Origin of the sequence: Nocardia sp. NPDC052254, assembly GCF_040679495.1 — a bacterium.
In the GTDB taxonomy this organism is placed as follows: Bacteria; Actinomycetota; Actinomycetes; order Mycobacteriales; family Mycobacteriaceae; genus Nocardia.
Window position 1 is genome coordinate 295662 of record NZ_JBFAUW010000004.1, and the last position, 26487, is coordinate 322148.

Below are 26487 nucleotides of genomic sequence, written 5' to 3' on the forward strand. Positions count from 1 at the left end.
CTACCGGCCGAGAGGGAGCTCAGCTAACGATCAGGCATCCACCTTTCGGTGCGATTTCCGGATAACCAACCGTCGAAGGCCCGGATTCGACTTTCCGGCCGCGCCGGGCGATAGCTGCGATACTGGGGAACAGCCCGACCACTACTCGAACCGCATGCACCCGACGAATCATCGCTCTGGGAGGCATCCATGCACAACGTGCCCGACCGCTCGACCATCGTCGCCGCACTGCAGCTGGCCGCGCGCGCCCCGTCCGTGCACAACACCCAGCCGTGGCACTGGGATTTCGACGGCACGCGGTTGCACCTGTCCAGCGATGCCGAGCGGCAGTTGACCGTGGCCGATCCCAGTGGCCGGCAGGAAGTGATCAGTTGCGGTGCCATGTTGCAGCACGCGCGCATCGCCTTCGCCGCACAGCGACATCCGATCACGGTGCACTACGCGCCGGAGGAGAGCCGCCACGACCTGCTCGCCGTGGCCGAATTCGATACGCCCCGGCCGCCATCGGATCGCGAACGAGCGCTGGCCGCCGCCATCCGCGAACGGCGCAGTGACCGGCTGCCGATGTCACCGCCGGATCGCCCGGAGCTGATCGACCAGCTGCGCGAGGTCGCCGCCGATCCCCGCGTCCAGCTGGACACCATCGCCGACGACGTACGCCCGCGGCTGGCCGCCGCCTCCCGTCACACCGCCGCCATGCATCAATACGACACCCCGTATCAGACCGAACTGCGTTGGTGGACAGGTAATTTCGATCTCGCCGAGGGAATACCGCCGGCCGCACTGGCCACCGCACGCGAGGCGGCCCTGGTCGATGTGGGCCGCGATTTCCCCGTCCCGCCCGGCACACCCCATCGCGCCGAGGCGCCCGACCACGCCGCCCTCGTCGTACTGAGCACCGCTGCCAACTCCGAACCCGACTGGCTGGCCACCGGCGAGGCCCTCTCCACCACGCTCCTGTCCGCGACCGCCGCGGGCCTTGCCACCTGTCCCCTCACCCACATCACCGAGATTCCCGCCGCCCTGCGCACCATCGCCACCCTGCTCCCCGAGCCCAGCCGCATCCCCCAGGCCGTGATCCGCCTGGGCTCGGCACCGCACGACTACGTGGCACCGCCGACCCCCCGTCGCGGCACCGACGACTTCCTGACCTTCACGGATCGATGAGGGCCCCGCCGGCCCTGCACCGCTAGCCCCAGTTGGCAGCGAGGGTGAGGCAGAACGGGTGGCCGCTCGGATCGAGAAGCACCCGCCAGGTCTCGCCCGGCTGATACTCCGGCACCGTAGCGCCCAATTCGACCAACTCCTTACTGGCCGTCTCGATGTCCTCGACCGCCAGATCCAGGTGGAACTGCTTGGTGCCGTTCTCATTCGGCCAGGTCGGCGGCTGATGATCCGGGACGGTGCCGAACCCGATCGCGTGATCCGGACCGGTGAGCATGGCGTACTCGTCCTGCACGTGGGCAATCTCCCACCCCAGCGCCGCCGCCCAGAACTCCGCGTCCCGCCGCGAATCGGCACTGTCCAGAGTCAGCATCTTCAACGTGGCAATCGCCATCGGATTTCCTCTCCGTACCAAAAATGTGCTGTCGGCCCAGCCTGCAATACCGACGCCGCATGCGATTGCAAAAACACGACAGACTCGACCGAGATCAGAACAAGCGCCTCGGATCGAGGGCGGCGCCTCTGATCGCGAGGCCGCTACCACCACCGATGCCCCAACTGTCCTACGATGCGGCCCACCGAGCCGGGGCACGCTAAACTGACCCCGGCCGATCGCCACACAAGCGAGAACGCCCTCGTAGCTCAGGGGATAGAGCACCGCTCTCCTAAAGCGGGTGTCGCAGGTTCGAATCCTGCCGAGGGCACCGATCGCGCCCGACGAAGATCGTCGCCACCACTCGAAACGCGACAGTCGAGTGCGTTTGCCGCACCCGCACCAGATCTTGCCGACCCGCCGCCGTAATGCTCCAACTGTCGAGCCCGGCTCAGAGGTCGAGCAGCTATCCGGTCGAACCGCCCGTCGGCACCAATGGCAGATGCTGGCTGACCCTGGATTGCTTCCGGCCCGGACCGCCAGCCGTTTATAAGAACATCGCAAGGCTCGTGCAGATCATTGAGGCATCCGCGCCCGCGGTGAGACGCAAGGAGGAGCAGTGGGTGGCATGGCCGATGATCAGAGTGCGAGGGGGCCGATCTGGGCGCGGCCGCGTTTTCTCAACACGTTGACGTTCATTACGTTCTTGGTCCTGGTGATCGTGCAGGGCCTCTGGTGGCGCGCTCATGGGAAACCGTTCTCGTGGGTACTGTTGCCCGCCACGCCCTTGCTCGCCTTCCTGCCCGCGGGGCTGATCGTCAAGTCGTTCCGGAAACGGTGGACCGCGCGGTGGGCCGAGCAACACGGGTTCAGGTATCAACGTGCTGCGGGCTGGGCGGTACCGGCGTGGAACTTCCCGCCGTTCACAATCCGCCGGGCGCGGCGCATGCGGGTTCGGGACGCCATGCAAGGCAGAGTCGGCGCCTACCCGGCGAGCTTCTTCCATCTCACCTGGCTCAACAACAACAAGATCAACGTGAGTACCCATTACCGGAATGTTTTCGTTCTGGAACTTCCCACGGCACTGCCCCGGTTGACGATGGGCCCGAACTTCGACACCACCGCCGGTACTCGGGTGGAGTTCGAATCCGCCGACTTCAACGACAAATTCGCGGTGTACTCCTCGAATCCGGCTTTCGCACATGCGGTTTTCACCCCGCGCACCATTGACCGGCTGATCGACCTCGGCCGACGCCGGCCAGCGGTGCTGCTGACCAAATTCGAAATCACCGGGAATCGCTTGGTCGGCGTCACCACGCTCGGCAATCGTCCCCGGGAGATCGCCTCGGTCTTCGACGCGATGCGGGTGGTCGCCGAAGGAATCCCGCGGTTCGTATGGTCCGACAGCACCACGACAGCGACCGCCCCGGAAAGGAGCGTGGCATGAGCAGCACCGTCGCTATCCTCGTTGCCTCGGCGGTGACGCTGGTCGTGATCGCCTGGTACTTCGCGGTGTACAACAATTTTGTGCGGTTGCGGAACCTGGTGGCCGAATCTTGGCAACAGGTCGGAGTCGAACTGCAACGCCGCCACGACCTGGTGCCGAATCTGATCGCAACAGTCGAGCAGGCAGCGGCCTTCGAATGCGGGAGCCTGAAAGCACTGGTCGAGGCACGCGATCGTGCACATGGCGCCGGCACTTCGGCGCCCGCCCCGGGACAGCGAGCCCCGGACGTCACGAAGGTTGCGACCGCGGAAAACGCTCTCACCAAGGCCTTGGGCAGCTTGCAGGCACTCGCCGAGCAGTACCCCACCATGGGCGCCGTGCGAAACTATCGAGCGCTGCAAAGCGACCTGGCCGATATCGAAGACCGGATCGCCGCGGCGCGGCGCTTGTACAACGGCAATGTGCGGGCATTGAACACAAAGATCGAATCGATTCCCGCCGCCCTCATCGCTTCTCTCCACCATGTCTCGCCCGCCGAATACTTCGAGATCAGCGGCCCCGAAACAGGGAAGGTAACCGACGTCCGCCGACTGTTCAGCGCGTCCTGAACGCCAACTGCGATCGGCGGTCCGCCCCGCCGGGCCGCGGTATGGCGGTGTTCGTACCCACCCTCTATTCGAGGTAATGGTCGTCCGCAACGTCATATTGCTCCGCGGAGGTGCCGGTGGAACCTCGGCCATCCGTGTCGCCTGCGGTCGCTGCCGCATTCGCCTCTCCGAGTGATTCGGGCGACATCTCGATGCGAGGGATCGCCGGAGGCTGACATAGTGGACGTCGAGGACGGGCTCCTTATCAAAATTTGCCCGACTCACTACAGAAAAGAAGTTGTTTACAGCATGACTCAAGGCAGTGTGAAGTGGTTCAACGGTGAAAAAGGCTTCGGCTTCATCGCTCAAGACGGAGGCGGCCCGGACGTCTTCGTGCATTACTCGGCCGTGAGCGGCACGGGTTACAAGTCCCTCGATGAGGGTCAGCGTGTCGAGTTCTCGGTGGAGCAGGGCCAGAAGGGACCCCAAGCCGTGGATGTCCGCGCCATCTGATTCATCGCGAGTCCTCGAAGAGCTTCGCACCCACCAGGGTGCGAAGCTTTTTTGTTGGCCGCATCATGTCCGACTCGGGCTTCGCCGATCACAACCAGCCACCCGGCGGAAATCCACACCTCACCCATCGCCGGGGCCTTAGCTACGACCGCACGCACGTGAGCACCCGGTCACCGCGATGCTCCGGCCACATGCCACCGGGCGAAGGACAACCGGGGCGACACGGTCTCCACATCGGCGAGGTCCATCACCCGGTTCAACTCCAGCGGGCCCAGATGGCCGGGCTCGGGCATGATCACCGCATCGGCCCCGACGGCTCGCACCTGATCGGCGACCGCCAGCACCGCACGCTCATCCGGCCACACCACGCGATAACCGAGACGCCGCGCCAACCTGCACACCTGCGCCCGATCCCAGTCCGGCGCCACACTGATCTCGAAGTCGATCCACCCCAGCGCAATCGGCCACATCACGAATCCCCTGTCGTCTCCCGATGGTCTGCACCCGCCGCCGGGGAACCCGGTTCAACCCGGCGGCGGGGCACGAAAATGGACGGTAGGCGGGTATTTTCGAGGTGGGCACGCTTACACCGGTTGCTGCTGTCAGCTGGCTGTTCGATGCCCGCGAACACTGTTCACGGCCGGGGAAGGGGCTGGTGATGAGCGAGGAGAACGGCGCGCCCATATCGGGGGCAACGCTGCGCGGCGCCCGTGTGTCCGCCGGGATCGGGCTGCGCGAGTTCGCGCGCCGAACACATTGGAGCGCAGCGTATCTGAGTCAGATCGAACGCGGACTTCGCCCGGTCACCGGGGATATCGCCCAGACGTATGCCGCAACGCTTGGCACCGACGCCCGGGCGCTGACACCGCCGCCCGGCGACCCGCTCCGCATCGCGCACGAGTGGCTGGTGGCCGACTCACCGATGGTCGAACACAGTGCGGCCGGTCGTCGCGTGGGGTCCGGTCTCGCCGACGAATTGGAACGTCGCGTGATGAAGCTGCGCCGCCTCGATGACGTGATGGGCGGGACCGCCCTGCACCCGATCGTCCGATCTGATCTCGAAGCAGCGCGGACTGTGGTGCTCGAAGGGCAGCACACGCCACAGGTTCGGCGTCGGCTCCTGCGGGTCGTAGGCGAGCTCTCACAACTCGCCGGATGGGTCTACGCCGATGCTGGGCACTACCCACAAGCTCGACAGACGTACCTCGACGGTGTGAGTGCGGCAAACGAAGCGGGAGACAGACCACTTGCCGGGCAATTGCTTTCGACCCTGAGCTATCTGATCACCAACACCGAGAATCCCCGGGACGCCTTCCTGCTGGCCCGCTCGGCGCTCAAAGGCGCTGCCCGCCAAGCACCGCCGGTCGTGCGGGCCCTCCTCGGTGAGCGAGTCGCCTGGGCGGCCGCGAATTTCGGTGACGCCGAAGCATCACGGCGCGCGCTGGCGGAGGTGGACGACGAATTCGACCGCCGCCGACCGGAAGACGAAGAACCGGACTGGACCTATTGGCTCAACCGGGACGAGGTCGATGTGATGAGGGCGCGCTGCGCGGTACGACTCGGCGACGCCGTCGCGGCCGAGAACGTGCTGTCTCCCGTCATGGAGCGCTACCCGGCCGACAGGGCGCGAGAGGCCGCGCTGTACCGGTCATGGCTGGCCGAGGCGTACGCCCGCAGCGGGAACGCCGCCTCAGCCCGGACCACACTCGACCAGGTGCGCGCGGTGGCGGCCGAGGCCGGCTCGATCCGGCTCGAACAGCGGGTGTCGGAGGTAGAGGTCATCATTACCGACTCGCGGAGGACATCTGATTCGCATCGTACGAATCATGATGGCCGGAACCGCCGGCCATCGTAGCCGCGTACCTCGATGCCACCGCCGTTGTCGCTGCGCTCTCGATCGGAGACGGCCGCGCGGTCGGACGGTGAGCGTGCCCGATCGGCTACGGCTGGACTTCGCTTGCCTTGCGGTACTTTCCGTGCCCGCCGGGGCCGATGGCCCATGTCACGGGCATGCCCGGTGTGATGAATCGGGTCGTTCGACGACCACCGGCGCGAAACACCTTGGTATGAAGAACATCTCGCTTCCGCAGGGTCGATCGGAGTCTCTCAGCGGGCGCGCTCGGAGCCGACGAGAGCGTGGTTGGCGGTGATGTCGGCTATCGCATCTCCGCGGTCGTACAGATCATCGGCCAGACGCGACCGGAGGGCAGTCGGCAGCGCGGGGGCGAAGGTTTTGAAATAGGCCCGCAGCCAGTCGGGCCGCGCGATCAGGAATGGCAGGTCCGTTGTCATCATGTTGCGGGCCACGATCATCGGCCAGGGCGTATCGAGCGGGTGAAAGTCGTGATTCCACAGGCCGGGCTGTGAGCAGCCGGGGTAGAACTGCCCCAGCATGAATCCTTGCTCGACGAATTGCGTCTTCCGGGCAGCGTGGACCTCATCGATGAGGGTGTGATCGGAAAGGTCCGCGAGCACCGTGATCAGTGCGTGCGGGCGCTTCCAATCCGAGATCGAGGTGAGGTGGACGAACCGGTCGTACATATCGCCGACCACGATGTCGAGTTCCGGTGCGCCCACCTCACCGTCGACGAAGGTCGCCCATAACAGGCACTTCGCGATCGCTTGGCTGATGAACGGGCATACGGGTCCCGGTCTGCCGAGGTCGTCGTGCGGTTGAGTGAGATATTCCCGAGACCATTGCGCCAGCCGAGCCGCGCGGGGGTCCGACTGTTCCGGGGCGAAGAGGTTGAGCCATTCGACGCCGGAGCGCGGTCCGGTCAGCGTGGTGATCGGCGTAGTCATGGTGTCTCCCCGGGGTCGAGGCCATCGACAAGGTGCGCGTGGCGCGGCAGGTACATCCGTAGCCGCGGGCCGATGAATGTCAGTGCTGCGGCACTTGTCATTTCGTCGTGGTCGGCGGGAACGCGCAGTGTGGTGATGGTTCCTTCGATGAAAGGCCGCCACGAATTCACGCCGAGATCTGCGTCCGACCGCCTGGCGGAACCGAAATACACAAGATCGCCGGGGAAGCGCGCCGGACTGTGACGGCGAGCTGTTTCGATCGTGCGCACACCACCGCGGCACAACATTTCACGATGTCGGTCGTCCAGCGATTCGGTGTGGACCGCGAACCGGTTCAGCATGCGCCGTATCCGAGCGGCGTCCGGTGCGTCGTTCGCGAGGGCCTCGTGGGTCAGCACCGCACTGTCCAACATCGCGAGTAGCGCGACGGATTGGCCGTCGGCCCGTAACCGGACGGCGATCGCATGGGCTATCACCCCGCCGACCGACCAGCCCAGCAAGCTGTACGGCCCATGGGGCTGGTGTGCCCGGATCTCGGTCAGATAATGGTCGGCGAGCTGTTCGATGGAGTCGAATTCCGCAGCGGGATCGGTGAGTTGGGGCATTTGCAGTCCGTAGATCGGCGTCTCGGGGTCGAGATGAGCGGTCAAGCCGGCGAACGACCACGACAGACCGATCGCGGAGTGGATACACCACAACGGCGGTAGCGTCCCGGCCGCACGGATCGGCAGGACGGTGCGCAGTGCGGCATCCGGGTCGGTCGCCTCCGGTGCGGCCACACCTCGATCGAGAAGTGCGGCAAGCGATTCGGGTGTGGAGTGGGTGTACACATCCCGCACGGTGATCGGCGTCGCCGTGCGCGCGCGTAGAAGCCCGGCGAGTTCGGTGGCGGTGAGCGAATGCAGGCCGAGCGCGAAGAGGTTGTCGTTCGCGGCGATGTCTTCGACGCCGAGTAGCTCGGTGACGGTCCGCACGACGAGTTTCTCGGAATCGCCGGAGGCGGGACGACGCGCCGACGCGCGCGCGGGTGCGGGCAAGGCGTCGCGGTCCAACTTTCCGGCCTGATTGGTCGGCAAGGTGGCGACCACGCACGCACTGGCGGGTACGAGGTGGCTCGGTAGCGACTCGCGGACCCTGGCGAGCACGTCATCAGAATCGATCGCGCCGTTTTCGGGAACCAGATACGCGACCATTCGCGCGTCGGGAAGCCCTCGGTGGTAAATCGCGACCGCCGCGCGCGAGACCTGTGGGTGCTCGGCGAGGAGGGATTCGATCTCGCCCGGCTCGATGCGATGCCCGCGCAGGTTGATCTGATTGTCCACCCGCCCTTGGTAATCCAGTCTCCCGTTGTCCCGCCGGCATGCGAGATCACCCGTTCGATACATGCGACTGCCCGGCGGGCCGTAGGGATTGGCGACGAAGCGGGCGGCGGTGGCGGCGGGAGCGCGGTGGTAGCCGCGTGCGAGGCTGGGGCCGGCCAGATACAGCTCTCCGGGCACATCGAGCGGGCGCGGGGCGAGCCACCTGTCCAGCGTCAGGACGCTCACGCCGGGTATGGGTGCCCCGATGGACACCGGCCCGCCCGGTGTGAGCGGCTCACTCTGGGTGGACACCACGGTCGCTTCCGTCGGTCCATAACTGTTGATCAGACGGCGTCGCGGGTGCGCCCACCGTTCGATCACCCGGGTGTCGACCGGCTCGCCGCCGGTGACCACCGTTCGAAGATCCGTCAGTTGTCCGGCATCGAGACTCGACAGCACGACGGGCGAGGACAGGTAGTGGGTCACGCGTTCGCGCGCGAGTAGCCGGGTCAGCTCGCCGCCGCCGACGATGCCGGGCGGAACGACGATCAAGCTTGCGCCGCAACTCAATGCGGCGAACAGCTCGAGCAACGAGGCGTCGAAGACGGGTGCGTGCGCGTGCGCTATCCGTGCGTCGGCTCCGACGCGATAGCGGTCGGTCAGGTGCGCGGCCAGGGCGGCGAGCCCACGGTGGGTGACCGTGACCCCCTTCGGCCGTCCGGTGGTACCCGAGGTGAAGGTCACGTAGGCGGGGTGATCGACGTGCAGTGGCACCGTGCGTTCGTCGTCGGTCACCACATCTGCGGACCGGCTGGTGATGTGCGCCCTGGTCGCGGGATCGTCGAGGACCACCCAGCCGCGGGCGGGTCGCGGCAGCACCGCGGCATGGCGTGCGAGCGTGACCCCGGATACCGGTCGTGCGTCGCTCATCACCGCCGCGATCCGCCCGCGGGGCTGGTCGGGGTCGATCATCAGCGTTGCGGCCCCCGTCATGGTGACGGCCCACCAGGCGAGGACCGATTCGAGGCTGCGCGGGATCGCGATGGCGGCGATCTGCTCGGGTCCCACGCCGAGTTCGATCAGCTCGCGCGCCAAGCGGGCCGCCTGTGCTTCCAGGGCGCGGTAGCACAGGGCGCGGTCGCCATCTCGAATCGCGAGCCCGTCGGGGTTTCGGCAGGCGCCGGCGGCGAGCAGTTCGGGCAGCGTTCGAACGGGCGGCGGATCGAGTGGTGTGACCGGCGGTGCGGCTGGTTCGAGGCGGCCGAGCTCGATGTCCGGGCCCTCGGCCAGCATCGTGGTCAGCGACGAGAACATCCGGGCGTACGCCTCGGCGGTGCGTCGGCTGAAAAGGTCTGCGGCGTAACCGAGTCGCGCGTCGACACCGATCAGAGTCCCGGCGGAGTCGCGCCGCTGCGTCAGTGTGACGTCGAGGTCGAACCGCGCGACGGACAATTCGAGGGGAACCTCGGTGAGCCGCAACCCGGGAAGCGATCGTTGCGCGTCGACGGCCGTTTCCACGATCAGCATCGTCTGCGCCGGCGGCACATCGGACTCGCCGATGTCCGACACGACGTGTTCGTACGGAACGTCGGATTGCGCGAACGCGGCGATGTCGAAGTCCCGGACTCGCGACAGTACGCGGCGAAAACTGTCGAGGGGGCACACCTGCGCGCGCAACAGAATCGTGTTGACGAACATGCCCACCAGTCCGTCGAGCCGGCGATCGCCACGACCGCTGGTCGGTGTGGCGACGACGGTGTCGCCGCCGCCGGACAGCCGCTGCAGCCACACCGCGGTCAATGCCTGGTAGGCCATGAAATCCGTCGCGCCGACGGTGTGCGCGATGCGGGACAGTCGCTGACACGACACCGGGTCCACCGCGAAGGTGATGTGGTCACCACGATCGGTGCGACGGATCGCGCCGGGACGGGACGCCGGCACACGCTCCGGTGTCAGGCCCGCCAGCCGCTCCCGCCAGCCGCGGATCTGTTCTGCGCCATATGATTCGGGGTCCGACGGATCACCGAGGACTTGTGTGTGCCAGAGGGCGTAGTCGGCATAGGAGACCGGTAGCGGCGACCAGCCGGGCGGGTCCCCGGCACAGCGAGCGGCGTAGGCGGCGCCGAGATCGCTCGCCAGCGGCCCCATCGACCAGCCATCGGCCACCAGGTGATGCAGGACGAGCACCAGCACGTGCGCGGAGGGTGCCAACCGGAGCAGGGTGACCCGGAAGCACGGCTCGACCGAAGCGTCGAAACCCGCCGATGCCAGCGCCTCGAGCCGTGCGTCGAGATCCTCCGGTGCGATCGGCTGGGGGGACAGTTCGAGCTGAATCTCGTTCACCGGCAGGACACGTTGAGTCGGTCCGTACGCATCGGCGGGGAACAGCGTTCGTAGCGGTTCGTGCCGGTCCAGCACATCGCGCAGCGCATCGGTCAGCGCACCGGTGTCGAGCGGGCCGTCGAGCCGGACCGCGAACGGCATGTTGTACGCGGGGCTGTCCGGATCCAGCTGGTTGGCGATCCACAATCGTCGCTGTGCGGGCGCGAGCGGGATACGTCCCTGGTGTGGATCTCGCCGGGTGAGCTCTACGAGCGCAGCGCCCTCGGATCCGTCATCGATACGACGTGCCAGGGCAGCGACGGTCGGATACTCGAAAACGTCACCCACCCCGATCATCACACCGGTGGATTCGGACAGCCGTGATGCGAGCTGGGTAGCGGCCAGCGAGTGGCCGCCCAGGGCGAAGAAGTCGTCGTCGCGCCCTGCCTCCGCGATGCCGAGCAGCTGCGAGATCGTGGCCGCGACCGTCTCCTCGGTGGGGGTCTGCGGCGCCCGGTGGCGCGCCGGGGTCAGCGCCGGAGCGGGCAGCGCGGCGCGATCCAGTTTGCCGTTGGCGGTCCGCGGCAGTTCCGGCAGCACGATCGCGGTGGACGGGACGAGCGCCTGCGGCAGCGCTCGCCGCAGGCGCGAGAGCACCGAATCGGCGGCGAGTTCGGCGCCGGCGGGGACGAGGTAGGCGACGAGCACGTCACCCGCGGGACCGGGATGGATCGCCACCGCCGCACGGGCGACCCGCGGGTCGTCCGCCAACGCGGATTCGATTTCGTGCGGTTCCACCCGGACACCCCGGAGGCTGATCTGGCCGTCACCGCGGCCGTGGTAGTCGAAGGACCCGTCGAGGCGCCGCCGGGCCAGGTCGCCCGTGCGGTACATCCGGCTACCGGCGGGACCATGGGGATCGGCGACGAAGTGGGTGGCGGTCAGCCCCGGGGAACGGTGATACCCACGGGCGATGCCCGGACCCGATACATACAGTTCACCGCTTGCTTCGCGCGGCTGCCGCTGCAACCTCCGGTCCAGCACGACCACGTCCGCACCGGCGGCCGGTGTGCCGATCGTGATCGGCCCATCCGGGCTGAGCGGTTCGGTTTGGGTGGCGACCACGGTGGTCTCGGTCGGGCCGAAGCTGTTGATCAGCCGGTGATGTTCGCTCCACGCCGCCGCGATGGTTCGCGGGCACGCTTCGGCGCCGGTGACGACCGTCTCCAGCTCGGGCAGCGCGGCCGGATCCACTGTCGCGAGCACCGCCGGGGTGGACAGGTAATGGGTTATCCGCCGCCCCGAAAGCAGCCGGGTGAGTGCGCTGCCGCCGATGACATCGGACGGACAGACGACCATGGTGGCACCGGCGCCGAACGCGGCGAGGAGTTCGAGCAATGCCGCGTCGAAGCCGGGAGCATGCGCCAGCAACACACGTGAATCTGGCCGCACCCGATAGTGTTCCACGGCGTATCGAGTCAGATTCGCGAGTCCGCGGTGGGTGATCGACACTCCTTTGGGCTTACCGGTGGTCCCGGATGTGTAGATCAGGTAGGCGGGGTGTGTGCCGCGCAAGGGGCGGGTCCGCTCCGAATCGAGAACGGGCGTGGCAGGACGCGCGCTCACCCGGTCGCAGGTTCTCGGGTCGTCCATGACCAGCCACCGGAACCCGCCCGATCGTCCACCGACGGTGAGCCCGGCTACCGGACGAGCGTCGGCGAGCATCCGGGCAACCCTCTCCCCGGGGGTCGCGGGGTCGATCGGCATCCACGTCGCGCCGGTCTTGGCGACGGCCCAGAACGCCAGCACCGCAGCGAGGGACCGATCGACGAGCACCGCCACCACGGTTTCGGGTCCCGCCCCCGCCGCGATGAGTTCACGGGCCCATTGCGAGGACCGGCCATCGAGTTCGGCGTACGCGCACCGGACACCGTCTGCCTCGACGGCGCCCGTGCGTGCGTGTGCCGCGCCTTCGGCGAGGATGTCGGGAAGTACCGCAGCGGAGGATGTTTCGTCGTGCGCGATCGCGCGATCGTGGCGGTTCGCCTCGTCTGTGGGCGTGCGCAGCGGCAGGGTGCACACCACCGCATCGGCCTCTGCCGCCGCCACCGCGTTCAACAGTGTCAGGAGCCGGGCATGGTGGTCGGTCAGGACGGCATCGGTATAGCGGGCCGGATTGCCCGAGAGGTCGATGCCCAACGGAGCGTGCGCGCCGAATCGGTAGACGGTCAGTGCCATGTCTTCGACGGCACCCACGGACAGCACCTCCACGTCGGCGGTGGCGGGACCGAATCGCAGCGATTCGTCGACGAGCAACAGGTCGATCACCGGACCGAGAGCCCCATGGCCGGCGACCGCCGGCTCCAGGTCCCGCCGGATGTCCTCGAGCCGGTAATGCTGGTGACGCAGCGCCCCGGTCACCGCCAGACGCACCTGCCGGACCAGGTCGCCGACCGTCGTGTCCGAACCGACGTGTGCGCGCAGGGGGACGGTGTTCGCCACCATGCCCGCCGAGCGACGCAATGCCGCGGTGGTCCGGGCAGCGACCGGAAGCGAGACGACGACGTCGTGCGCCCCCGTCATCCGGGCGAGATACGCGAGCACCGTCGCCACGATGAGCACCGGAACCTGCGCGTCGAAGCGATCGGCAGCCGCCGACAACGCGTCCTCGGAATCGGGGGGCAGGACGGCACGCGCGGCGAGCGGGACGGCGCACGGCGGGGCGACCCGGTCACTGAGCGAGGGCACCGAACGAAGGCCGGTGAGGGACTCCCGCCAGTAGATACGGTCACGCTCGGCGCGTGCGGAGCGCCGGTAGGCGCGCTCGCCGTCGGCGATGTCCGGCAGGGCGAGGGCGCCCGATGCCCGCGCTTCGATTCCGGTGCACGCCGCGGAATACAGCTCAGCGGTACGGCGTAACAAGATCATCGCGCCGATGCCGTCGATGCCCACGTGATGTGCGCGCGAATACCACCAGTGATGGTGGCGGCCGATCCGGAGCAGGTGCGAGCACCCCGGTTCATCGGCGAGGAGGTCGATGGGCGCGCGGAGGTCGGCGTCGATCCACGCCCGGGCGGCTGTGGTGGGGTCACGGTTTTCGCTGAAATCGTCGATCTGAATCACGCGCGGCACGCTGTGGTCCACCCGCTGGACGACCCGGCCGTCGTGGCGCAGGAAAGTGAGAAACGGCGAACCCAGCTCGTGCCCGGCGGCCAGGGCGCACCGTTGCAGGAGGTCCACATCGAGCTCGGCGTCGATATCGAGAACTTGAGCGACGCACAGTGGCACCGACGGCAGGAGTTGCTGGGCATGCCACAGACCTGCCTGGGCCGGGGACAGCTCGAATGCTCCCGGGGGCAGAGCGGACTCCGTCGCCGCGCTCGCAGTCGGATCCTCGCAGTTCACGCGCTCATCCCCTCGCCTCGAAACCTGAACCGTCCCGAGGTTGCGCGTTCGGCGATTGTGGAATACTCCGAAACACGCCGACCGAGGTGCTTGCGCGTGCCCCCTGTTCCGGGCGTTGTCTTCCCGGGATCCGCGACATATCCGACGGTTCGATTGCACCAGCGAGGAACTCATGTCCGAACGCAAGGTGACGGTGACACTCGACCAGCTCTCGGCGACGACCCTGTGGACGTTGCGAGACCGCGCACATGCGGCGATGCGGCCGCGACCACTGATCGTCGATCCGGTCGCTGTTCAGGCGTATCGGCGAATCGACTACGACTTCAGCGAATTCGGCCGGATACGGCAATCGCACGCGCTTCGGCCGCTGTGCTTCGATCGTGCCGTCGCCGACTTCGCCCGCAGGCATCCGCGAGGTGTCGTCGTGGCGCTGGGCGACGGGCTCGAAACCGGATTCTGGCGTAGCGACTCCGATTCGCTGCGCTGGCTGTCGGTGGATCTGCCCGGAGTGATCGGGGTCCGTGAGCAGGTCATGCCGCAGGACGCTCGAGCCGAGGTGCTGGGGTGCTCGGTGCTGGACACCCGCTGGATCGAGCGCGTCGATGCCGAGGACGGGACCTTGATCACCGCGCAGGGGCTGCTGGGGTACCTGCAGCCCGCCGAGGCGCTCGGCTTGATCGATGTGTGCGCGCACGCCTTTCCGGGCGGGGAGATGATCTTCGATACGATTCCGGGCTGGTTGCGCAGGCACTCCCACCAGGACACTGACTCCACCCGGCCGCCCATGCCGTTCCACCTGACCGCGCGTGAGGCCGCGCGACTGCCACGCCGCAACCCGGCGATCAGCGCGGTGACCGAGTTGCGGCTGCCGGCCGGGCGCGGCCTGTGCGGTCGAATCCCCCTCGCTGTCGCGTATCACATTCCGCTCGGTTCGCTCCTGCGGCCCACCACGACGCACGCGCGGTTCGCTCATGCCGAGACGCGACCGTGAGTCACGCCGGTGACGCGAAATGAACCGTTCGGGCATGGGCGATCCCTCCAGACGCTGAATACGGCGACGCTGACGACCCCGCGCTCCATGCAAGTGGCCGATGAACCGATCCCCCCGAACCTTCATCCGCCACGGGTGTCAGAGTCGATTTTCGACCAGGCCGACGACAATGACGCACGTAGTGGACTACCTCAGCGACGGCAGTGCAGTACGCGACGTCGATCCGCGGCCGGTCGGTCAACGTCCGCAGACGATGGCGGCAAGTGCCTCACGGGTATTGACACCGAGTTGCTGTCCGGCCCGATAGATGTGGCCTTCCACGGTGCGGACCGACACGATCAGCCGGTCCGCGATCTGCTGGTTCGTCAGGCCTTGTCCGATGAGGGTCGCGATTTCGCGCTGCCGATCGGTGAGCTTGGCGTCGATCGCGACAATCGCTCGGATGGCGGGCGTATGCGCCCCGCACTCGGCGGCCATCCGGCGCGCGCGTGCCGCCGATGTGAACGCGGACACCCGCATCCCGCGGTACGCGTGGGCGCTCGCTGCCTGCGCAGCGCAATCCGCCGCGGCCAGCAGGTCGCCGTATCGTTCGAATTCCGCGGAGACCTCATCCAGGGCAGCCCCGTCGCGGTCGGTGAGCGCAGCGGCCTGGCGAGCCGCGGCGGGAGCTCGTGGACCGTCCACCGAGGACGCCAGCCGTGACAGCCGCTCGGCACAGGAGACATCGCCGAATTGGACCGCGGTGTGCAGCGCGAGGACTTCGAGCGTGAACTGGGCGTTCTTCGCGGCCAAGTCCGCTGCCTCGTGCGCGACGGCGATCGCGTCGGCGCTGGGCCGCTCCCCCGTCGCCAGCACCCATGCCCGAACCCGAATCAACTCGGGGTCGAGGAACGAGTAGCCCGGGTGCCGGGAAGCCTCCGCTGCCGCCAGCGCTTTCGACGCCTCGTCGGCGTCACCGGTGAGCGCGAGGGCCTGGGTGAGCGCAACGCGACAGGCGTATCGCAGTCCGAACGTGCCACACCCACCCATGCCGGAGGTCGCCTCGCGGAGCGCGCGCAACGCCTCGGCGAGGCGACCGCAGCGCAGTGCGACCCTCCCGTCCACGAACACCGCCGCGATCCGGATCGGGGCCGGAGCGTCGGTGCCCCGCTCGCGGACCTCGGCGGCCAATGCCTGGGCGCGATGCAGATATCCGGCATTGACCAGGGCATTGGCATGCTCGATGTGTACCGCGATAGGTGAAATACTCGTATCGTGACTGCGCGCCGCGATGGCACCGCGGTCGGCGAATGGACCGATCTGGTCTGTCCTACCGAGGACCCCGAGTGCGCCGACGAGCGCGTAGCACGCCTGCGCGATCGCGGCGGGGTCCGCGCAGCCGCTGTCGAGAACTGCCCGTGCCGCACGGGCGGCGGGGCGTGGACGGGCACGGCACAAATCGAGGACGGCACCGAGCGCGATCAAGCTCTGCTGTGCGTCACCATCGGTGATCGACGACCGCGCCTGTGCCAGGATCAGCTTCGCGTCATCGACCCGGCCCAGGCTCCAGAACATGTTCGCCACGCGGTCGATCACGACCCGCACGCGCTGAGCGTCGTCTCCCACCTCCGCCAACGCCGCCAGCTCGTGCTCTGCCCGTGCGCCGTCCCCGGTCATCGTCAACGCGTGCGCGCGCAACCATCGCGCCGGAAGACCGGTCCCCGCGGTCGCTGCCGCACCGGCGAGCCGCGCACACAGTTCCGCATCCCCGCGCGCCAGGGCGATGCGCGCGCCGTCCATGAAGAGCTCCGGATCGGGTGGGAGGTCGGACTGCATGGTCAGTACGGCCGCTCGAAACCTGGCGGCGGAGGTGCGCCGCGGCCGGGTGAGCGCCTGCGCGACCCTTCCGCGCAGGCGAAGAGCCTGCAATGTTCCCGTCCGATCGCGCCGGACCTCGCCATACAGCGGATGGGCGAGGCGCACCCACAAACCTTGCCCATCCCGGAGTCGCACCGTCACCAGTCCACGTTCCTCGGCCTGTTCGATCGCTCGACGTCCCGTGAGTTCTTCCAACGCACGCACTGTGAGCGGTTCCTCGATCGCGAGAATGTCGACAACCTCGCGGACGTGCGGGTCGAGGGCGCCCATTTGCGCTTCGATCAAGCAGGTCAACGTGGTGGGTAACCCCATGTCACCGGACCATCGCCACAGACCGGACTCGAACCGCAGCCGGCCCGCCTCACATTCGGCGGTGACGAGCAGCCGCAGAAACAAGACGGTACCGCCGGCGAGTCGCCACAGCTGCTCGGCGCTCGAACGCTCCACCTCGCCGCCCAGCGCGGTTTCCAGCAGAGCCGTGACCTCCCGCAGCGACAGTGGTCGCAGGTCGAGCCGCTCGAGGTCCCCGTCCTTCCACAGCGACGTGATCGCGTCCGGTGCGCTGTCGGTGGCCCCCACGGTCATGACCACGGGCGTCGTGCCCGACAGGACCAGCTGGTGCACCGCCATCGCGGATTGTTCATCGAGCAGATGCGCGTCATCCACGCCGACCACCACGCGGCGACCATCGATGCGAGCGGCCAGTGCGCGGGCGGCGGGAATCGCCGGCCACCCGGATTCGCCCGTCTTGCCGTCTTCCTGCAGATGTCTGGACAGTGCGCCGAGCGGTACCGACCGACCGGACTTGGTGCCCACCACCCAGCGCTCGCGGGCACCGCTGCGCACGGCCTTGGCCATGGCCTCGCGCGCCAACCGGGTCTTACCGACTCCAGGCGGCCCGGCAACCACCACTCCGGGTTGCGAACGGTCCCGGCCGCGCATGGCCGCCGAGATGAATGCCAATTCGGCATCCCTTCCGACCAACGGCCACTTCCAGACGACCATAATCTCGACCCTTGTTACGGAACGAAACCTCTATTTCAGCTGATCGGTGCCCGTACGCCGATGGCAATGAAATGGACCAGAGGTGTTCCCGGAGCGCAAACTACACACAGGTCGGAGCAGACTCGATTGCAACGACTGCCGATGACATCGGCACGACCGCGACCAGCGGTCATCTGCCGCCCGAACAGCCGAGGCGTCGTTGCCGGACTGTCCCGCTTTGCCACATTTCGTTCGTCTCCGACCCACATCGATTAGACGCCCTGGCCGCCATCGTCGCAAGACGGGTATGCCCGCACACCGAGACGAGTAGTCGACTACGCGCGCACTCGAGCAGAGCTCACGGTGCACGACGATGACCAGGAAGAAGTCCTCGAGCGCCGGCCGCTTCTCGCGGCCGAGGCGCACGGCGATGTCGACCCGGCGTTCCGATGCCGACAGTGCCGACGACGCCACGATCACGGGCAGCCCGACCCGGACACCTCCGCACTCCCGCTGCCCCGCCGATTGCGATCGGCGAGGCAGAATGCCGTCAGTCTCTGGCGTTCTCGCGCCGATTGGCGTTGAAGCGCGCCTTCTTCTGACGATTCCCGCACGTGTTCATGTCACACCATTTGCGAGAGCGACTCTGGCTGGTGTCGAAGAAGGCGGCCCGGCAGGTCGGCGATGCGCACAAGGCCAGTTTTCCGTCTCGTTCGCCCGAGATGATGTCGACCGCGTCGGCGGCGATGACGCTCAGGGCATCTTCCACGCGCGCCGCCGAGCCGAGTCGCCACTGCCGATCGCCCTCGGGGGTCAGGATGGCCGCGGCCCGACCGTGAATGCTGCAGTCGTTGATGGCCTGGACAGCAGATGCGGGCAGCGCATCGTGCATCGCGGCCGCTGTCGCGGCGGCGTGTATCGATTCCCGCAGTGCCCGAGCGAGTTCGAGCTGCGCGGTGGTGCAGGAATCCACGGCCAGTCCGTTCACCGCCAGCCAGTCGACGAGTCGCTGCGGCGTAGGGATGCGTTCCACGGCGTCGCCACAGCGCTCCGTCAGCGTCGCCGTGAAGCTGGTCGCGAGCACACTTCCGAGGCGGAAGTCGGGAAACCCAGCAGGCATGGAACCACCTTAGCCGGTTGCCCGCAGGCATGAGGACGTGTTAGAACCGTCTTAGCCGGTTCGCAAAAGCGGTGACCGGTTCCGCGATCGCCAGGAGGTCTCATGCCCCGTCCGAACAGCGACGTGCACGCATTCCGAGCCCAGGCGACCGACGCCGAACTCGATGATCTGCGCGCACGATTGACCGCCGCGCGACTACCCGAGGCGGAGACGGTCCAGGGCGCGGCGCCCGGTCCGCACCGATGGGATCAGGGCGTTCCGCTCGCCGACCTCGTCGACGTCGTGAATTACTGGCGCACCGGGTACAACTGGCGGTCGTTCGAACAGCGCCTCGACCGGATCGGTCAGTTCCGCACGACCATCGACGATCTGGGAATCCATTTCCTGCACCGCCGATCCCCGCGCGCAGATGCCACGCCGCTGCTCATGACGCACGGCTGGCCGGACAGCATCGTGCGATTCATCGATGTGATCGACGAGTTGGCGGATCCGAGCGACGCGGGCGCGCCGGCCTTCCACATCGTGGTGCCGTCGCTGCCGGGCTTCGGTTACAGCGACAAGCCGGCCGCCACCGGATGGGGAACCGAAAAGATCGCGGCCGCTTGGGTGGAACTGATGGGAAGGCTCGGCTACGACAGGTTCGTAGCCCACGGTGGTGACTGGGGAGGCAATATCACCACGGTTCTCGCAGGCAGGTTCCCCGCGCACGTGCTCGGCATCCACACCACGTTCGCGGAGGGGCCGCCCGCGCTGACAACGGACGGGCTGACCGACGTCGAGCGCGCGTGGACCGAGGAAACCCGCGATTTCTGGCGGCACCGCGCGGCGTACGCGAAGCAGCAGGCGACCCGGCCACAGACCATCGGCTACTCGCTCGTCGACTCACCGGTCGGGCTGCTCGCCTGGATTCTCGACAAGTTCGCCGAGTGGTCGGACACCGAAGACAGCCCGTTCGAGACGATCTGCATCGATCGCGTTCTCGATGACGTCACCCTGTACTGGCTGACACGCACCGGCGCCTCGGCGGCCCGCATCTACTACGAGAGCCACAACTCGCTCGACCCCGAACTCCGGGTCGACGTCCCGGCGGCACTCACCATGTACCCCCGCGACGTCGAGAAGTGTCCACGCCCCTGGGCCCAGCAGCGATACCGGCAGATCGTTCGATGGCGAGAGCCCGCAACCGGGGGACATTTCCCGTCGCTGGAGATTCCCGAGTATTTCGTCGAGGACCTGCGAGAAGGCCTCGCCGCAGTGCTTGCCGCCACTCGGTGAACACCTCGGCGGCATCTGCGGAATGCGCACCGTTGGCTGACACGAGGATGCGGTGCGCCACCCTCCTGTACGACGGATTGCGCTACGGCACAACGAATCACGGTTGACCGGGCGCGCAGTCATCCACACTCGGACCGAAGTGCTCGCCGGCCGGATTCGGGAAGGGGCGTTCCGCTGGGCCGCACCATCCCAATGCCGGTCAGGGCCGCGGCGCGTTCTCCGCGGCCTTGCGGGTGAGCGCCGTGAGGGCAGCGAGGTGGGCATGGTAGGCGGTGCGGCCCTTGGGGGTCAGCGCCAGCCAGGTCTTCGGTTTGCGACCCACATACCCCTTGGTCACGGTGAGGTAGTCGGCATTCTCCAGGAGGGTCATCGCTTTGGAGAGCGTGGATTTGTTCAGCTCGCAGAGGTCGGTGACAACCAGGAACTCGGCTTCGCTGCAGCCGTCGAGGAATGCGACGAGTTTCAGGCGCGGCAGCGAGCCGAACAGTTCGTTCAGTTCTTCCATGCCCGGGTCCACGGTCGCCTCGTGCCGAACCCGATCTGCGGCCTGGCCAACTGGAACCAGATCCATCCGGCCAGGATCGAACCGGACAGAACTCGTAGCCATATCGAGCCCGAGCCCGAGCTCAGTGAGACCACTACGAGGACCACTGCCAGCAGCGCCACGATCTGCTTCCACTCCGCCGGCGGCAGAGGAATGATTCCGCGCGCACGCCGGACGTGGCGCAGCCACCGCCCTAGCAGGTAGAACACGGCCCCCGAGACGAATCCGGCGATTCCGGGGACGACGACCGCCCACCTGAGCGGGCTGTCCATGGCCGCGTCGGCCGCTACACAGAGCAGGGAGGCCGCGAGCCCGCCGAACACACCGGCCGCCACCGGCCCCCAGCTGAGCAGAGCGGCGGCACCACGTGCCTGCCGAGTGGCGGCGGCGGCGATGTCGAGCGCTTGTTGTGGAGTCTGCGGATCTTGCACCGACCGAACATATCCCAACAGGTTTCCATTCGGCAACCAGTTTCTCATTGCCAGTGTCCCCCGGCCGGCGGCGCCGTCAACGGACACCGCATTCCCGGCGCATGCTCGGCATGTGACCTGTAACAAAGGCCATGCTTCCGGTCCTTTTTGTGACAAAATCATTTCCGTGATCGGAACCACCGCTACGACAGCGACATCCGGACGCGCGCTGCGCCGCATCGCCACGACCGCCGCACTGACCATCGCCGTCGTCGGCGTACTGACCGCCACCGACGCCACGGCACAGCCGGATGTGAGCGCAGCCGAACCATCGCCGGGATGTGGTATCGCACAACCGGATCCGGGCCGATCCGATCAGCGGTTCGCCACCGCGGCGCGGTCGGGTCATTACATCCTGGACGTCCCACCGGCCGCCGACGGCCCCACTCCGCTGGTCGTGGATCTGCACGGCTATCTCGAACCGGCCGAGATCGAGCGCATGAGTTCCGGCCTCGCCGACTTCGGCAGCACGCACGGATTCGCCACCATCACTCCGGCACTCGACGAACCCGGCTTGCCCCGATGGGATTTCGACCCCGGCAGCGCCGACATCGACTATCTGTCGAATCTGCTGACGCACGTCGAATCGACCATGTGCGTCGACCAGCGCCGGGTGTACGTGGCCGGACTGTCGATGGGCGCGTTCACGACTTCGTCACTGGCATGCCAGCTTTCGGATCGCATCGCGGCCGTGGCCCCGGTGGCCGGACTACAGGACTTCCCCTGGTGTGATCCGACCCGGCCGGTGCCGGTCATCGCCTTCCACGGCACCGGCGACCCCATCGTCTCCTACACCGGCGGCAGCGGCCCGAACGCCCGATTCCTGCCGTCGCCGGACGGCAGCGGATCGGTCACGGACCAGCACAGTGGACCGGCGGTGCACGGCCCCGGGCCGCAGAGTGTTCCGGCCAACGCCGAGGCATGGGCACGCCGCAACGGCTGCTCCGGTGCCCCCGCGCAGCGGCCGATCACCCCCGATGTCGATCTGACCAGCTATTCGTGTCCGGCGGCCGGTGAGGTCGAGCTCTATTCGGTGCGCGACGGCGGCCACACCTGGCCCGGCAGCCCGCTGCCCAGCCCGGCCCCGCTCACCGGCACCACCACCACCTCGATCAACGCCAACCAACTGATCTGGGACTTCTTCCGAGCGCATCCGACGCCGCGCTGATTCGAGGTGGCCGCGGTCCGAGTCCCACGACCTCCGAGTCCAGCCGCGCATCCACCGCGGCCCGCGCGACCGGCCGCCGGCACCCCCTAAGCTGGCCACCGAGCATCCGACGAACGGGGGATCCCTGACATGAGCATCGAACCCGGTGGATGGCCGCCGCCACCGAGCCCGGCACCGAGCCCCGCACCGAGGAGGGGGTACCTGACCGTTCTGGTGCCGATCGCGGTGGTGGTGGCGCTCGCGATCGCGACCGGTATCGGCCTGGTGGCTCGCGACGCCTTCGCGAACGAGGTTCCGGGTACGCCCACGGTGGCGACCGGCGCATCGTCGGCGAAGAACGTGCTGGACGACGGTGCCGTCCGGATCGGTGATCCGAATGCGAAGGTCACCGTCCGCGTCGTCATGGATCTGCAGTGCCCGGCCTGCAAGATGTTCGAGGCCGCCAACGGGTCGGTGCTCGAGAGTGCCGTGCGCGACCACACCGCCGCGGTCGAGTACAGCGTCATCACCTTCCTCGACCGCGCCAGCAGTACGCAATACTCCTCTCGTGCCGGGAACGCGTCGTTCTGTGTCGCGAACTCGGGCACCGAGCACTATCAGGCGTGGCTGGCATCGATGTTCGACAAGCAGCCCGAGGAAGGCGGCGAAGGGCTCACCGACGCCGAGCTGATCTCCATCGCGAAATCGGCGGGCTACACCGACAACGCGGTGGCGCAGTGCATCGTCGATCGCAGTTACGACGATTACCTGCGCACGAAGACCCAGGCCGTACTCGCCGGCGGCGTGAACTCCACCCCCACGGTGACGATCGACGGCAAAAAGGTCACCTCGAACACCGCGCTGATGACCCCCGGCGGTCTGGCCCCGCTGCTCCCGAAGGTGAGCTGACAAGAGCCGCGCACCGTTGCCGGCGCCGCGCCACCGCAGCGTCCGGTCGCGGGTGAAATGTTGTCGTGCAACATAATTGCCGCCCACCGCGAAGCGGCCGCACAGCAAGCCGGCGCCCAGGCGTTCATCACCGGCCGTTCCGGGACGACTGCTACCCTGACCGGAACTCCGAGGAGGTGTGGTGTCAGACGACCGGCCGGCACCCCGTGGCGTCGATCCGACCAAACCCAATGCCGCGCGGATCTACAACTATCTGCTGGGCGGCAAGGACAACTACGAAGCTGATCGCGTCGTGGCGCAACGCATGCTGTCCATCGCACCGGACAATCGGACCGTCGCCTGGTTCAGTCGCGAATTCCTCACGGGCTCGGCGAAATTGGCGGCCGAGTCCGGAATCCGGCAGTTCGTCGACATCGGCTCGGGCATCCCGACCTCGCCCAGCGTGCACGAGGCGGTCACGGCGATCGATCCCGGGATGCGGCTGGCCGCCATCGACTACGACCCGGTCGTGTTCGCGCACACCAATGCGATGTACAACGGCATCCCCGGCGTCACGACGATGCTGGGCGATTTCCGCGATCCCGACGACATCATCGCGCGGCTGCCCACCGAGGCGGGCATCGACCTGTCGCAGCCGATCGCGATCCTGCTCGTCGGGGTGCTGCACTTCATTCTCGAGCAGGAACGGCCAGCCGAGGTGATGGCCCGCTTCCACGAGGTGATGGCGCCGGGCAGCCAGGTGGCCTTCACCCACGGCGCCACCGAGAGCGACGAGACCTGGGTGACCCAGACCGTCACCGATACCGTGGGCAGTACAGCCCAGTTCGTTTTCCGTTCCCGTGCCGATGTGGCCGCGATATTCACCGGCTTCGACATGCTCGAGCCCGGCGTCGTGCCGATTCAGCACTGGCTCGGCGACGACCTCCCGGAAACCCGGATGGTGGTCATCGGCGGAATCTGCCGCAAACCCTGACCCTCAGGTCGTCACGGCGAGAGCCGCGGCCCGTGCGATGAGCGACTCGGCCGTCACCCGCGAGTAGCGACCCAGACCGCAGGGACTCGCCACCCCGTCGACCGGACGGCCCAGCGCCTCCTCGATCAGGTGCAGGGTCCGTATCTGCTGCGCCTCGGTCGGCACCTCGTGCACGAATCCCGCGTGGAATGCGGTCCGCTCCCCCAGCTCCAGCTCGGCCAGGGGCGCATAGAAATCTGGGCGGTCCGACGGTGGTATGTCACCCGCGGACAGCGGTGCGTGCAGGTACTCCAGCGTCCGGCCCGGTGGCCAGTGTGCGGCGACGGCATTGGCCAGATCCACCAGCGGCCGCACATCCCGCAGGACGGCCCGGGCCTTGTTGCGCTTGCCGCCGAGACACAGATGCACGCCGAAGCGAGTACCTTGCGGTGCCCGCGACGCGAGGTCGCCGATTCCGCGGCTCAGCCCCAGCACCGCGTCCACCGCACGGTGCAGCGGCGCCGTCTTGGCGGTGAGTACCAGCTCGGCGGGCGCCTCCAGTTGTACGACGACATCGTCACCGGCCACCGCACGCACGGACGCGAGTTCGGCGGTGGTGGCATCGGCGAACACCCGCCGGTGCGACACCGCCCCGGGCAGCCCCAGAGCCACGAACGCCAGGGTGAGCGCGGTCGGCATCCCGATCTGGAGTGCGGGATCCGAGGGCGCACGCAACTCGGCGCGAATCGGCAGGGCTTCGCGCGCCTCCGCGGTGTATCCGAGACTCACTGCGCCACTGCCGGATTCGATGCCGCGCCGGACGCGGTGCACGGTGCGGCCGGCGCGCACCCGCCGCACCTCCAGCACACCCTGGCCCACCAGATCGTCGATGATGGGCTCGATGTAGGTGCGATGGCGCCGCACCTCTCCGGTGGGCAGGGTACGTAGTAGCGCACCCGCCTCGCGCACCATCGCCCGCATCGCATCCTCGGTGCTCTCGGCCGGAAAACTACCGACCAAATGCACCGCTCGCTCGGCCATGCCGGGCATGTTAGTGGACAGCTCGCTGTAATTCTCCCGGCCGCCGGCCGATTTTCCCGGCAACTCCCGACGACGAGACCAAATAGAATGTTGTGCAGGCGATTACGCCCACACCCCAGCGGATCGTCGGGGATACCGGCGAACTTATTGCATATCGACCGGACGAGCGATAACCTGCGGCCATCACAGATCGACCGAGGCCATTCGCCAGGTGGTCCTCAGCTCCGGATATATCAGCACAGGAAGCATTTCACATGCGGGTCTCGATATGGGCACGGGTCATCTTCACAGCGATCATCATGTGCGGATTCGCGACCGGTGTGGCCGCCGCCGACAACGAATCCGCACCGGCCGACTGCCGGTCCTTTCCATTCGCGGTACCGCAGGGTGAATTGGCGGCGACCCTGTGCACGCCGGCGGGTGGGGCCCGCACCGTCATGGTGCTGATGTCGGGATCCAATTTCAACGGCACGTACTGGGATTTCTCCTACCAGCCGCAGACCTACAATTTCCGGCGCGCGATGAACGCGGCCGGCTACGCGACACTCGTGGTGGACCGGCTCGGCAACGGCACCAGCACCCACCCGCCGAGCGAGACGTTGTCGGCCACCGCCACCGCGCAGAATCTGCACGACATCGTCCAGGCCGCGAAGCACGGCATCGGCGGTGCGGCGCCGTTCGGCAAGGTCGTCACCGTCGGGCATTCGCTGACCTCCGGCACGTCCATCATGGAGGCCACCCAATATCACGATGTGGACGGTCTGCTGCTGACCGGCTATTCGCACGCGGTGAACGTCCCGGAAACCCTCAGCGTCATCGCCACTTATCATTCCGCCGCCGACGATCCCGAATTCGCCGGGCGCGGACTGGATCCGGGATATCTGACCAGCCGGCCCGGAACTCGGATGCACGACTTCTACGATCCGGGCGATGTCGATCCCGCGGTCCTCGCACTGGACGAGCGGCAGAAAGAGGTCTTCTCGCTGACGGAATATCCGGACGGAATGCTTTCCACCCTGCCGGGCATGTCCAATTTCCTCACCGCGCCGGTGATGATCGTGGTCGGCGGCCGTGACCGCATGCTGTGCGGAATCGACTACGCCACCTGCGCGAGTTCGGCCACCCTCCAGGCCGAGGAGGCGCCGTTCTTCGCGCCCGAGGCACGGCTGCGCAGCTTCGTTCTGCCGGGCAGCGGACATGCGGTGAATCTGGCGCGCAACACCGCCGATTATCAGGCGGCGGTCGTCGACTGGGCGAATTCCACCATCGGGAACTGATCCGGT

At 67.5% G+C, this 26487-nt stretch carries 20 protein-coding genes, 1 tRNA gene and 1 pseudogene; 13 read left to right on the top strand and 9 right to left on the bottom strand.

Annotation, left to right across the window (positions count from 1 at the left end):
* Positions 1-189 precede the first annotated feature (189 nt).
* The gene (locus AB0L57_RS13400; protein ID WP_364961037.1) at positions 190-1167 is read left to right on the top strand and encodes a hypothetical protein; all 978 of its coding nucleotides are present in this window, start codon (positions 190-192) and stop codon (positions 1165-1167) included.
* Positions 1168-1189: 22 nt separating this feature from the next.
* Here AB0L57_RS13400 and AB0L57_RS13405 read toward each other — a convergent pair whose 3' ends face one another.
* Positions 1190-1558, bottom strand: coding sequence for a VOC family protein (locus AB0L57_RS13405; RefSeq protein WP_364961039.1), 369 nt, complete (start codon positions 1556-1558; stop codon positions 1190-1192).
* A gap of 237 nt (positions 1559-1795) precedes the next feature.
* Here AB0L57_RS13405 and AB0L57_RS13410 point away from each other — a divergent pair.
* The 4 genes from AB0L57_RS13410 (at position 1796) to AB0L57_RS13425 (ending at position 4084) form a co-directional block, all read left to right on the top strand.
* A tRNA-Arg gene (locus AB0L57_RS13410) sits at positions 1796-1868 on the top strand.
* Positions 1869-2165: 297 nt separating this feature from the next.
* Entirely contained in the window at positions 2166-2984 is an 819-nt protein-coding gene (locus tag AB0L57_RS13415) for a DUF3137 domain-containing protein (protein WP_364961041.1), read from the top strand.
* Complete coding sequence (locus AB0L57_RS13420; protein WP_364961042.1) at positions 2981-3592, top strand: LemA family protein; 612 nt, start codon at positions 2981-2983, stop codon at positions 3590-3592. The genes AB0L57_RS13415 and AB0L57_RS13420 overlap by 4 nt, the downstream gene beginning before the upstream one ends.
* Before the next feature lie 288 nt (positions 3593-3880).
* Positions 3881-4084, top strand: a complete 204-nt coding sequence (locus AB0L57_RS13425; RefSeq protein ID WP_364961365.1) for a cold-shock protein — start codon at positions 3881-3883, stop codon at positions 4082-4084.
* A gap of 170 nt (positions 4085-4254) precedes the next feature.
* Here the strand turns inward: AB0L57_RS13425 and AB0L57_RS13430 are convergent, their stop codons facing one another.
* Positions 4255-4554 (bottom strand): hypothetical protein, encoded by a 300-nt coding sequence (locus AB0L57_RS13430; RefSeq protein ID WP_364961367.1) that lies wholly within the window; start codon positions 4552-4554, stop codon positions 4255-4257.
* Between the two features lie 188 nt (positions 4555-4742).
* Here AB0L57_RS13430 and AB0L57_RS13435 point away from each other — a divergent pair.
* Positions 4743-4925: pseudogene (locus AB0L57_RS13435) on the top strand (helix-turn-helix transcriptional regulator); the annotation flags it as partial.
* 147 nt (positions 4926-5072) lie between these two features.
* Entirely contained in the window at positions 5073-5939 is an 867-nt protein-coding gene (locus AB0L57_RS13440) for a hypothetical protein (protein ID WP_364961396.1), read from the top strand.
* A gap of 251 nt (positions 5940-6190) precedes the next feature.
* Here the strand turns inward: AB0L57_RS13440 and AB0L57_RS13445 are convergent, their stop codons facing one another.
* Both AB0L57_RS13445 and AB0L57_RS13450 read right to left on the bottom strand, forming a co-directional pair.
* The gene (locus tag AB0L57_RS13445; protein ID WP_364961043.1) at positions 6191-6886 is read right to left on the bottom strand and encodes a DUF6875 domain-containing protein; all 696 of its coding nucleotides are present in this window, start codon (positions 6884-6886) and stop codon (positions 6191-6193) included.
* Positions 6883-13914, bottom strand: a complete 7032-nt coding sequence (locus AB0L57_RS13450; protein WP_364961045.1) for an amino acid adenylation domain-containing protein — start codon at positions 13912-13914, stop codon at positions 6883-6885. Before AB0L57_RS13450 ends, AB0L57_RS13445 begins: the two co-directional genes overlap by 4 nt.
* A gap of 172 nt (positions 13915-14086) precedes the next feature.
* On the opposite strand from AB0L57_RS13450, the gene AB0L57_RS13455 reads away from it, so the two are divergent.
* Positions 14087-14905: a class I SAM-dependent methyltransferase gene (locus AB0L57_RS13455; protein WP_364961047.1), complete on the top strand. Its 819-nt coding sequence runs from the start codon at positions 14087-14089 to the stop codon at positions 14903-14905.
* Between the two features lie 237 nt (positions 14906-15142).
* Here the strand turns inward: AB0L57_RS13455 and AB0L57_RS13460 are convergent, their stop codons facing one another.
* Together AB0L57_RS13460 and AB0L57_RS13465 are read right to left on the bottom strand one after the other, a co-directional pair.
* Positions 15143-17767 carry an AAA family ATPase gene (locus AB0L57_RS13460; RefSeq protein WP_364961049.1) on the bottom strand — a complete coding sequence of 875 codons (2625 nt, stop codon included), beginning with the start codon at positions 17765-17767 and terminating at the stop codon, positions 15143-15145.
* A 529-nt stretch (positions 17768-18296) separates the two neighbouring features.
* A complete protein-coding gene (locus tag AB0L57_RS13465; RefSeq protein WP_364961051.1) occupies positions 18297-18866 on the bottom strand; it encodes a CGNR zinc finger domain-containing protein in 570 nt (189 codons plus the stop codon).
* A gap of 102 nt (positions 18867-18968) precedes the next feature.
* Between AB0L57_RS13465 and AB0L57_RS13470 the strand changes: the two genes are divergently transcribed.
* Positions 18969-20141, top strand: a complete 1173-nt coding sequence (locus tag AB0L57_RS13470; protein ID WP_364961052.1) for an epoxide hydrolase family protein — start codon at positions 18969-18971, stop codon at positions 20139-20141.
* A gap of 199 nt (positions 20142-20340) precedes the next feature.
* Here AB0L57_RS13470 and AB0L57_RS13475 read toward each other — a convergent pair whose 3' ends face one another.
* Complete coding sequence (locus tag AB0L57_RS13475) at positions 20341-20646, bottom strand: transcriptional regulator (protein ID WP_364961054.1); 306 nt, start codon at positions 20644-20646, stop codon at positions 20341-20343.
* The gene (locus AB0L57_RS13480) at positions 20634-21116 is read right to left on the bottom strand and encodes a hypothetical protein (RefSeq protein WP_364961056.1); all 483 of its coding nucleotides are present in this window, start codon (positions 21114-21116) and stop codon (positions 20634-20636) included. The genes AB0L57_RS13475 and AB0L57_RS13480 overlap by 13 nt, the downstream gene beginning before the upstream one ends.
* Before the next feature lie 166 nt (positions 21117-21282).
* Between AB0L57_RS13480 and AB0L57_RS13485 the strand changes: the two genes are divergently transcribed.
* From AB0L57_RS13485 to AB0L57_RS13495, 3 genes are all read left to right on the top strand, one after another.
* The gene (locus AB0L57_RS13485) at positions 21283-22323 is read left to right on the top strand and encodes a hypothetical protein (protein ID WP_364961058.1); all 1041 of its coding nucleotides are present in this window, start codon (positions 21283-21285) and stop codon (positions 22321-22323) included.
* A 129-nt stretch (positions 22324-22452) separates the two neighbouring features.
* Positions 22453-23211: a thioredoxin domain-containing protein gene (locus AB0L57_RS13490; protein ID WP_364961060.1), complete on the top strand. Its 759-nt coding sequence runs from the start codon at positions 22453-22455 to the stop codon at positions 23209-23211.
* A 181-nt stretch (positions 23212-23392) separates the two neighbouring features.
* Positions 23393-24184: an SAM-dependent methyltransferase gene (locus AB0L57_RS13495; protein ID WP_364961062.1), complete on the top strand. Its 792-nt coding sequence runs from the start codon at positions 23393-23395 to the stop codon at positions 24182-24184.
* A gap of 3 nt (positions 24185-24187) precedes the next feature.
* Here AB0L57_RS13495 and AB0L57_RS13500 read toward each other — a convergent pair whose 3' ends face one another.
* The gene (locus AB0L57_RS13500; RefSeq protein WP_364961064.1) at positions 24188-25204 is read right to left on the bottom strand and encodes a hypothetical protein; all 1017 of its coding nucleotides are present in this window, start codon (positions 25202-25204) and stop codon (positions 24188-24190) included.
* 254 nt (positions 25205-25458) lie between these two features.
* On the opposite strand from AB0L57_RS13500, the gene AB0L57_RS13505 reads away from it, so the two are divergent.
* Positions 25459-26481 carry an alpha/beta hydrolase gene (locus AB0L57_RS13505; protein ID WP_364961066.1) on the top strand — a complete coding sequence of 341 codons (1023 nt, stop codon included), beginning with the start codon at positions 25459-25461 and terminating at the stop codon, positions 26479-26481.
* Positions 26482-26487 lie beyond the last annotated feature (6 nt).